This window comes from Pedobacter hartonius (assembly GCF_900107535.1).
GTDB classification, from domain to species: domain Bacteria; phylum Bacteroidota; class Bacteroidia; order Sphingobacteriales; family Sphingobacteriaceae; genus Pedobacter; species Pedobacter hartonius.
The window spans coordinates 243,822-253,857 of sequence record NZ_FNRA01000008.1; the positions used below are offsets into that span (position 1 = coordinate 243,822).

Annotated in this window: 8 protein-coding genes; all 8 read right to left on the bottom strand. The window is 40.0% G+C overall.

From position 1 onward, the window contains the following. The 8 genes from BLW16_RS15285 to BLW16_RS15325 all read right to left on the bottom strand — a co-directional run bounded on the left by BLW16_RS15285 (nt 1) and on the right by BLW16_RS15325 (nt 9,869). Nucleotides 1-348 carry a zeta toxin family protein gene (locus BLW16_RS15285; protein WP_090558166.1) on the bottom strand — a complete coding sequence of 116 codons (348 nt, stop codon included), beginning with the start codon at nt 346-348 and terminating at the stop codon, nt 1-3. 13 nt (nt 349-361) lie between these two features. Continuing rightward, entirely contained in the window at nt 362-607 is a 246-nt protein-coding gene (locus BLW16_RS15290) for a hypothetical protein (RefSeq protein ID WP_090558169.1), read from the bottom strand. Nucleotides 608-924: 317 nt separating this feature from the next. Then, nucleotides 925-3,981 carry an ABC-three component system middle component 1 gene (locus BLW16_RS15295; RefSeq protein WP_090558171.1) on the bottom strand — a complete coding sequence of 1,019 codons (3,057 nt, stop codon included), beginning with the start codon at nt 3,979-3,981 and terminating at the stop codon, nt 925-927. A 3-nt stretch (nt 3,982-3,984) separates the two neighbouring features. Then, nucleotides 3,985-5,760 carry a hypothetical protein gene (locus BLW16_RS15300; protein ID WP_090558173.1) on the bottom strand — a complete coding sequence of 592 codons (1,776 nt, stop codon included), beginning with the start codon at nt 5,758-5,760 and terminating at the stop codon, nt 3,985-3,987. A gap of 393 nt (nt 5,761-6,153) precedes the next feature. After that, the gene (locus tag BLW16_RS15310; protein ID WP_090558178.1) at nt 6,154-6,918 is read right to left on the bottom strand and encodes an NARF domain-containing protein; all 765 of its coding nucleotides are present in this window, start codon (nt 6,916-6,918) and stop codon (nt 6,154-6,156) included. After that, nucleotides 6,905-7,375 (bottom strand): Mov34/MPN/PAD-1 family protein, encoded by a 471-nt coding sequence (locus tag BLW16_RS15315; protein ID WP_175470593.1) that lies wholly within the window; start codon nt 7,373-7,375, stop codon nt 6,905-6,907. Before BLW16_RS15315 ends, BLW16_RS15310 begins: the two co-directional genes overlap by 14 nt. Then, on the bottom strand, nt 7,372-9,015 hold the full coding sequence (locus BLW16_RS15320) for a ThiF family adenylyltransferase (protein ID WP_090558182.1): 1,644 nt from the start codon (nt 9,013-9,015) through the stop codon (nt 7,372-7,374). The genes BLW16_RS15315 and BLW16_RS15320 overlap by 4 nt, the downstream gene beginning before the upstream one ends. Nucleotides 9,016-9,017: 2 nt before the next feature. Beyond that, entirely contained in the window at nt 9,018-9,869 is an 852-nt protein-coding gene (locus tag BLW16_RS15325; protein ID WP_245735305.1) for a nucleotidyltransferase family protein, read from the bottom strand. Between the last annotated feature and the right edge of the window lie 167 nt (nt 9,870-10,036).

Consider the following 10,036-nt stretch of genomic DNA (forward strand, 5'->3'; position numbering starts at 1 on the left):
TCAACGTGCTGGATTGGATTCCTCAATTGAATTGAGACCAATAAAAATAAGATGTATCTCATATCCTGCATTGCGGAACTCGTTTGCGGTTTCTATTGGATTGGAGGCACTAAAGTTTGTCTCAAATGCGTAGCTTTTCCGCTCAGCAATGGCTTTTAACTTCTCTATTTTGAAAACCTGTTCGTTGACCGCATTCGACAACACATCGCTTCCTGTTTCCGGATACTTTTTAGCAAACTCGGTTAGATGCTTATCTCCATCAAAGATTGTATAGTCCGATTCCGTAAGTTTGCTGGAGAAAAGACTTTTGCCAGATCCATTTGGTCCTGCAACTATAAAAAGTCTCAAGTTATCAATAAGATCAGACTTGCTCTCTCAGTACACTCTCTTTGGAATTTTCCTGGTTCTGTGAAATGAGGAATTTCTTTCCATTGGGATACTGATGGATAAAGAAGTTAGGCTGGATGCATAGGTTGTTCCTATATACGAAAGGTTTCTGCATATCTATGGTTAATTGAACAATCTCATTCAATGCATTCTTAAGACGTAATTCACGTTCCGATTTAGATAACTCAAATATGAGCCGATGTTTTTTATTGGTGGCCATAATATCGACCTGATATATGCAAATATACAACAATTACCGTGAATTAAAGTTTATCAGCAAAGTTCTAAAGTCTCCAAATCGTATAATTTAATGCGGATCAAGCGTTGCATAATTCGAACCATTTTGTGGACGAATTGAGTGAAATTGGGGGTTTTTTAAAAATTCTTCTAGATGGGTAACTTCGATGTTGCGTTTTTTTTAAACAGTTCTTGGAAATTAATGGGACAAACTATAACGGAACTACACAACTTTATGAATCCCATAAAATTAATACTCAGTTCTAATTCCTGCAGCAGGGTTTGATTTGTAAAGTTAACCTATCGGGTAAGATCGTACCGAACAAAGTCATGCTCTCCAAGAAAGCCGAACTTTTTCTCAAACAGGTTAGCCAGCCGCTCGTTTGCAGTAGCAAAAAATATCTGCCTTCCGGAGCTGAGTACATAGTTTCGCAGATAATCCAAAAAGGATAGGGCATTGAAATCATCAATAAAAGCTACAGGATCATCGAACATGATCAGGTTAGGTCCTTGCGAGAGTTTTCTGTTCAGCGAAAGAAATATGGATAAGGCAAGCGCCGAACGCTGGCCGGTGCTGATCTGAGTAACACCTCTGATCATTCCGGATTCATCCTTCAATGTGACTTCCTTTCCGTCGAAACGTAAATCGGTAAATTCCCTAGGCATGTGGATTGCACGGAAGATATCAGCTATCTCGGTAAAGTTCTGATTGAAGAATTCCTGAAGTTGTTTTTCGGACTCTTCGTTTTCAGATAAGCTTTTCAGGGTTTCAAAAGCCTTTTTTAGTCTCTCGAATCTCACTCTGTTTTCCAATTCAAAAGCCTCACTCTGTTTTTTCTGTGCCCTTGCTGTGTTCACCTCAAGCTCACCGCGGGTTGCCGATCGGTAACTTGCAATGTCTGCTGAAAGTAAATCCGAAGTCGTCTTGAGCGCAGTGACCGATGCATCGCCCTGAAGGACTACTGTAGCAGAGAGACTTTCAAAATGCTTTCTAAAAGCTTCGAGTTTGTCTCCTTCTTGATTTACCCGTTGCTCGGCCACTTTGAGGTCAACTTGCTCCTCTACGGCAATCCCTGCCATTTTTTTTAAATCTAAACCGGTAGCATAACGTCTTTCCATGGTGCTCATCCGGAAGTTTTCCTGATCGGCAAGTGAGCTTTCGATTGCGAGTTTGGCTTCCTCTAACGCTACGGATTCCGACTGTGAAATTTGTATTGTTCTTCCCAATATTTCTTCCACAGCTGCATCCAGAGCTTTAAGATCCTGTTCTGATTTGCCCGCAATACGCGCGAACTCGGTAACATTTTGTATTTTTCTGATCTCTACTTCAGTTTGAGAAATCAAGGCAGACTGCTCCCGCAATAGCCTGATTGCCTCCTCAATGAGAACATCATCTCCGCCTCTGAAATAATCTAAATAAGTACTGCGAATCTTTTCTGCATTTTGGATATGTGCGTGGGTCTGGATGAGCTGGTTCTTGAGCACATCCAGCGATTTACGGTCATTTTCAATATTTTCAGCTTGTGTAGCCCCATTAGCTACCGCACTAACACTTCTTACACGATCCTCAAGTACCTGACGCAAAAATGCGGTTTGACACATTGGGCAATCTTGGGCATCAGTATCAATTTCGAGATAGCGCTGACCACTGAGTTTGATCTCCTTTAGCAGGCCAGCGATGGTCCCCAAATTAGAAATCGCGCTTGTTATCTTGTTATCTAACGAGAATATTTCTTTTTCTTCAAGTTCCTGCTGGACACGAAGCCGCTCCAGATATACCGGGATCGAAAGGTCGACATGGCGCACCACAAAGTCTAAACCGTTCAAAGCATCCTTAACAAACTGTCTACGCTGCCGTTCTATTGAAGCCTTTCTGGCTCTGGCATCGAGTCCGCGAAGTTCGATGAAGCGGCTGTCCTGAAGATAGCTCAACGCGGAAGAGATTTTATCTAGTTGTCCTTCGAGTTTTTTAGTGGTTTTTTGCTGTTCGGAAAGTTCATGGTTAAATCCACGCATCCTTTCGATCAGTTCACTAAAAGTTTGCTTCTTGGTCACAAAAGCAGACAAGCGCTGAGCATGTTCATCGCGCGTGTCGAAAGAATAATTATCTTCTGAAAAATACCCCAAAGTGACCTGTAAACGATTGTTTTCCTGTTCTATCAGTGCGGACTGCGTGCGAAAATCAAACCTCCCGTTAACGAAAGCAATACTGGTTACACTTGCAGTGATATTGTCGGTCATCGTTCGCAGGTTTTCCGGCTGACGATAAGCGGAAATTATCTTTTCTGCTGCAAGCAGTTGTCCTTCCATTGCAGCGAGTTCTGTCTCTAGTTTTTTGTAGGCTGGACTAACTCTGGTAAGCATTTTCGAACTTCTTTCCTGAAGATAGGAATACTCTGGTCCTAATACGATATTGAATAAGGCATTGCTGATTTCATCCTGACTGCCACCACCGGAAAACTGCTGCGCAGCATCGGCATTAAAATAGTTGAAGCGGTTAAAGGAATTATAGAGGGTATTTCCACGAAGATTGGTCGTTGAATACCAGCTCAGGTCCCTGCTTTGGTAAAGGGCAGGATTTTTCGCCTGATAACGCTCCAAATTACCCGAGCCGTTATATTCTGCTTCCAGACAGCCGTTTTCATAAAGTTGATGTTTGTTACGAAAAGTAGCTCCGCAGAGCATGAGTTCGATCGCTTCAAACAGGGAGGTTTTGCCTACTCCATTAATACCTTGGACTAAATTGACCTTTCCAAACCGGAATGCTTTAATATCCTGTGGATATTTTCGGTAACTGTCCTTCAGAAGTACGCGATTGATGAACCTAATCGTATCAGCCTGGCTGTTAGTTTCACGACCGACCTTCGTTTTCTGTTTTTTCGTGTTGTTGGCCAGAAATCGTTCGAATATTTCAACATAAGACCCTGCTCCATAAACTTCCTGGAGATCAGCTGCATCGAGAGCTCCCTTCCATTGCGCTACAATACTGTTCTGAATCTCTTCGCCACCTTTTTCAAAATGGAAAAAATCACGAAAGCCTTCTTCATCGAGCACAAATTTCCTGGCATAACGGTCGTTGCGCTCGATCTTCTTTTTTTGTTCCGGGCTTAGGGTATTGTTGAGCAGGAAAAGGTAATAGTTCCATTGGCTACTTCCTGGATTGGAATAGAACTCCTCGGATAGCAATTCTTCCTGATAGGCATCGAAATCTTCAGGTATCTTATTGCTTAGATCAAAATAATAAATTCCAGCGACCATATCCTCAATACGGAGGGTGCCCTTGTAAACCTCCTTCCCAATCCCAGCTAAATCAGGGATCTGTTGTTGGGCCATTTCTAATATCCTTTTGCTATCCATAGCTTATCTGGTAATTGAATTCTCTCTGGTTGAATTGTCTGTTGTAATACTTCCGGCCCCTAAATCAGAGACACAGTCAAATCCCTGATTGGTCTCGTAGTAGACCACCACCCTGCTCTTTGACATGCTATCGCTGGTAAATAGGCCACGCAGGCGCTCATAAACCCTTACTGCATCAGCACGTCCGCCAAGTGGGAGAAAGCAAACTGTCGCTGCAATCATCTCATCTCCCTCAGCCACCATGTTATAGCGGAAATAGTTCTCCTTTGTGAGTTTCTGGTGCGCGGTGTTCTTCTTCTGGGAATAGCCAACCGAAATGGTTTTGTTCTTAAGACCAGCCAAACTTGGCGGATAGTTTTCCGCGTCTTTGAGAATGACCCCACCAAGTTTCTCTATCGCCTTTGCATAGTAAGCGCGTTTATCACTGCTTGCTCCTGAAGTGTCTTGGGCAACGGTAGCCCTGTTATTAATTTCGGTGGTTTCAGCAAAATGAAGCGATAAAAGTTTATCCACATCTGACCAGTGCAGATCTGATTTTTCCGGTATCTCCCCTGAGCTCAGGCAGGCCAAGCGCTCTTTTTCCAATATGCATTGATTAGGATCCATTAGGAATGAGTTTTCACAATCCAGGTTTTTCAAAAAATCAATGTGTCCGTCTGAAACCGTTTCCAATGCTTCCCATCTAAAATCATTTTTGAGCTTGAAGGCTGCCGTCACTTCCGGTCCGTTTCGGCGTTGCTGAGCAGCCACACCACCTGTGATGTGTACAGGTAAGTTCTCAATTAGGAAGGCGCTGGTTTTGCTTTCCAGAACGAAGGCGTGCCGATCCTTTCCTGGATAAAAATAATACATGCCCAGATTATGATTTTTAACGATTCGAGCAGTATCGCCGAAACTGAACTGTCCGGAGCGAGTGTAAATGCCGCTTCGTCCGGATCCTTCCTTAAGAAGACTGTCATGACCCAGACGTGAATTACTGCTCCAGTTCAGTGAGATGATTTCCTTGCGCTCATCACTCAGTACGGCATTTCTGAAATCAAGAAAATGTTTATGGATTGGACCGGGATTGACCTGGGGATTGATGAGCAGATAGGGACTATCCTCGTAGTGCAGGTAATCTCTTGCCTCCGCGGTCAGCGCCTCTGCTAAATTCATAGCTTCCGAACACACTACCGTAAAAAGCCGAACAGATGAATTGTTGTTTTTAAGTACATAAATCACTTTCCCATCCACCATACCGTTGCGTTCCAGGTCGGTGCCCCAAACTCCCATATGCTTGGTTTTAAACTGTGCGATTACGATAAACCGGTTCGTTCCTTCTATTTTTCCCCAAAATACATAAATCAAAGTGTTCAGAAACGACTTCTGATCTTCCAAAACCGACTCGTCATAATGAAATTTCACACTGGCTGCCGTACAGTCAGCTGCAAACTGTGCGATATCCTCCTTTTTAATGGACTCCATTCCTAAAAGCCATAGTTTTCCATTCTTGGGATATTTTGAAGTATCATCCAGTATTTCTTTAAGGCATGCCCAGGGAACAACATACTCTGGCGTAACGCCAAGATCTGCATTGGTTTGACGCAACAATTCCAGAAAAGCGTTTGATTGTTTATAAGCCAGCGTCTGATCATTGTTTCCCACACGCTCTGCTGATCCGAATAGTGTGCCTTCATGCTGGTAAAGCAACATTGAATAGCGTGTGGTATCCCGCCGAAGTACGGCCAGATCAAACGTTAAGGAAGGGATGACCTCATCCAAAAACTTAAATTGCATCATGGTGATGTGAGTTCGTTAATTTTCCAAGTTTACAAAATTTATGTTAAAGGAAAGAAAGTAGCTTAAGCGTGGAGATTTCAGAGAGGTTTACCATATCGTTACGGAATCTTAAGTCAATACCTTTCGTTTAAAATTGACCCGTACAATATAGTGATTGCTAAGATATTCGAGGTTGGTTGCCAAATTTAAAACTGGTCAATTCGCTACGAAATCACTTAGTGGGTATTTCGCCAAAAGCGGCAACTCGTTCCGCGTTTAAAGATGGTTTAAGTATATTATAGAACTGTACAAACAGTAGTAAGCGTGTAAATTGGCACGCCCCAGCAACATGATTTTTCGTCTTCCTCAAATAGAACAACAAGCTAAAAATATTTAGCTTAGTACCTATAAACATTAATCCTCATCAATCAGCTTCGCAATCTCAGAATATTTCAAAGTTGAGAGTATATTATGATATAAAGTAAATAAAGAATTTGAAAAATTCAGCCTTGAATTTGGTGTAAGTCTTTCTGTAGAATAGGCAACGTAATGATGATCTTCGTCGTCAGTTAGTCGCATCAATTCGTCAATTTTCTCTTGACTGATCTGTGAATTTGGAGTGTTAAAAATCATGAGGTCGTGTTCAGGAACTTCATTGAACGACCCAACAATTCTATAAATAACTTTTTTAAATTTTAACCGTTTAAGAAATCCCTTGATAAATTCACTTGACTCTTCATCACCGCTAATAACCAACAGCTGCTTGTTGGTTCGTAACTTGTTGTCGGTTGTTTCAGCATCAATAAGACGGACAATATCTTCTCTGCTTTTTTCTACAATGCTTTCGATTTTTTCTTCTATCAGCTTTGTTGTTTTTTTCTTTACTCCCCAAATCAGCGTATAAATGGCAAATGCAGTTGTTGGTAACCCTATTGCTAATAATAGATAAAGTATTTTTTCGGCGGATTCAATATCTTTAAATTTATTTTTAAGTTCTTCATCCATTTCATTTTTGATAGTTTGGACAGAGGCTTTGGATACGTTGTCGATATTGGTTTTATAATCTTCAAGGTTCTTGACCCGCTCTTTAAGATTTATAATCTCAGGATCTGTTTTTGCTGCACTAGCTTGGTATGTAAACAATATTAGCAGCAGTAATAGGGTATTAAATATTTTCATACTTATAAAGTTTGTTGTTTAAATAGACATAAAATGCTAATTCAGAATTTGTTAAGGTTAACCCCAATATTAGCATTATAGGATTGTTAATATTCACCATTTCATAGGCTACAATTTGCCGCATAGCAAGTATGTCAGTCCAACTTGGCATAGGTGAAGCATTAGGATGTGTATGCCATTCGCCAACATAAATCCTTGAAGGAACAGCGTTATAAAAATCTAACAAAGATTCTTTCAACCCATCAATTCCTCGGTCAAAACTTACTTTTGACGACTTGTATGTCAATGGTAGAATAGTTTCGCTGACTTTAACCGTTTGTTTATCCTTTGAATATTCACCCACGAGAATACCTCCAAACTCATTCGGATAATGCGCTAACCCAGCTTCCCGTATCCGATCTACAAGATGGCCGCTAATTTCCACGGATAATCCTATTTCATTGTTTTCGAATGTCAAAATGGAGTGATTTTAATGTTAAAATTATTCTCTTCTTGGGAAGACAGGTAAAAACTTCGAATTGGTTGGTCATTTTTGTAGCAAATGTTGATTTGCTTGATAGCAAATTGCAGCAACACTGCAATATCATTATATCCAGCTTTAAAAGTCGGATCCCAACAACCTGTAGGATTATATAGATCTGTATCATCCTCTTTTTGAAGTGTACTAAAAATATGCATCATCGTAGAATACAAATTCGGATTAGTCACACAAACCAATTCCCTTGCATGATTTGTAATAGACAAGTTAATAAACTCTTTTTCTGTATTTAGTTGGTTAAGCAACAATGCCAGATCATTGTCAGTAGTGCAATCAATAATTAGGTCAAAACTATCAAAATAGATCTCGAATTTTGGCTTCCAATCTGGATTACTCAATAATAGTTTGATTCCATCTGTGAATATTGAATTTCCAGCGACATTCACAAAAGGGGATATAGCAACTAGATGTTTTTGCAACTCTTCAACTTTATTATTGATCCCTGAAAAGAAATGATACTCAGAACGACAAACATTGCCCGGTTCTTTAGCATCATAATCAAACAATGTAAAGTTGGTACAGCCTCCTCTGCAAAGCGTTGTTGCCACCATACTTCCCAAAGCACCGAGACCCAGAATGAGAATCTTCTTCTTTGTGAGTTTGTCAGAAAGTTTACCTCTCCCAAAAAAATATGCATAACCACTATTCTTAGTTTCTCCCCAAAGTATAGGCTGGTCTTTTAATTTCCATGCAAAATACCTTGTACCTTTAACCCGCTCCTTATAATTTGGATATTTGTTTTTATCAATGGCTATCATTTCCCAATGAATTTCTGACCCATTGTCAATAGGATAACCTAGCAAAAAAGTAAGCTTACGATAATCTATCGTCGAAAGACTGCGTTCAGTAGATTCCAAATAATTCAGAAACTGATAAGAAAAATACCCGGTCAGTTCTTCCCAATTTTCTAGCGCAAACCTCCTGTTTTTGACAGGAGGTTTATCCATAAAAAGATAAATGCCCTTAAATTTCTCCATTGCCCGGTACATTTCGCTCCATTTACAACGGATGTCTTTCTCTCCGCACTGAACAGACTGCAAGATATATGTGCTTGTTGTTACATCGTTAACCTTTCCGTCCTGTAACTTTGAAAATTCAATTTCCCCAAAATCCCCATTCTTAAAAGAATGTTCCAGTTCAGTAAATAACATGACGGATCTAATGCCGTTCACAGCAAAATGTGGGACTACGATATGTTCATAGTGGGAATCTACTTCCTGATTAATCAAATATTTTGACATCCAGGCTTTTAAAGCGCCGAAATCCAATATGAGTTTTTGCTGTAAATCAGGTGAATGTAAGGTATGAATGCAAATTGAGCCGTCCCAATTTACGTGGTTACATTCAATTAATCCCTTATTTATGAAATTTATGGTTTCAGAGTCGTGGAATTTCTGGGGATACTGAGAGAAAATTACTACTTCAAATATCTCTGTACGATCTTCAGCTGTAATAGCCACAGTACCTTTGATGATTTCGTTGTTCTCATCAAAAGGCACTGTGATTGTTACATGCTCAAATCCGGATACGAGATCACTGATTTGCGTTAACCTCTCCATCACTATCCAAACCTAGTTGCTGGTGGTACCGAAAATCCGGCGTTACTGGAGCCATACTGATTTTTACTTCCTTCCTCAACAGGAAACTTCTCATTTAGAGGAAAGTAGATCTTGATGTTGTCGCTGTTTTCTTCGATCCTGTCTATCATATTTTCCATATCGGTACTCATAGCGGATTTATCCAGATCGCTTAAAGAATCCGCAACTTCGTTACCACTGTTGCCAGGATCAGGTAAAGAAATAGTCTTAACATTATTTTTAATGAACTCCATCACAATTTTTAGCTTATCCCAAAGACTACCAGAGACATCTTTCTTCTCAAATGCCTTAATGGTGATTAGTTCAATAAAGAAAGATTTCGGAATCTTGTTGTTATGTATCTTCCAAACCTTTAGAAGTCTTATTATTTTACGAAGATCGCCTTTATTAGCATTTTCTTTAATATTAGAGACCTGGGCACTAACATTACTTCTAATGTAGTCACTTCCCGCCTCCATTTTACCGAATTGGTAATAAACATACAGGTTAAGTTTCTTATCGTCTTTATACTGATCTTTATTCAATTCCCTTCCTGGCACTACATCAACTTTAACCACGTCGTTATCCTCATCAGCATAAAACTCAATCCCTATTGAAACTTTCTGCTTGCGGACAGTGGCATCTCCATTATATTTTTCATACAGGAAGTCATAAACACTATCGTACATCTCTTTAAGAGTTGCAAACGCATTCCGTTTAAAGGGTGCCATCAGATCAAAGTCAAACTTTTTGTTTACAGCTGTATTTTTCGCATATGATCCAGAGTTAAACGGATCATAAATATCAGCTCCATAATTATCCTTCAAAGCAGACACAATTTCATCACGCTTATCTTTATGCTTGTTTAATAATGCTTCTTCTTTACTGATTCTATGCGTTATTAAAACTGGACTTGCTATATTTGAGTAGACACGGAGTTAAGGGATTTACATACCTTAACAGAAATTATGTCACGAGAGAGAAAAGCATACCCGAAGGAGTT

Excerpts from the sequence above, each read along its gene's own strand:
- BLW16_RS15290 (WP_090558169.1), bottom strand. The coding sequence starts at position 607 with ATGGCCACCAATAAAAAACATCGGCTCATATTTGAGTTATCTAAATCG.
- BLW16_RS15295 (WP_090558171.1), bottom strand. The coding sequence starts at position 3,981 with ATGGATAGCAAAAGGATATTAGAAATGGCCCAACAACAGATCCCTGAT.
- BLW16_RS15300 (WP_090558173.1), bottom strand. The coding sequence starts at position 5,760 with ATGATGCAATTTAAGTTTTTGGATGAGGTCATCCCTTCCTTAACGTTT.
- BLW16_RS15310 (WP_090558178.1), bottom strand. The coding sequence starts at position 6,918 with ATGAAAATATTTAATACCCTATTACTGCTGCTAATATTGTTTACATAC.
- BLW16_RS15320 (WP_090558182.1), bottom strand. The coding sequence starts at position 9,015 with ATGGAGAGGTTAACGCAAATCAGTGATCTCGTATCCGGATTTGAGCAT.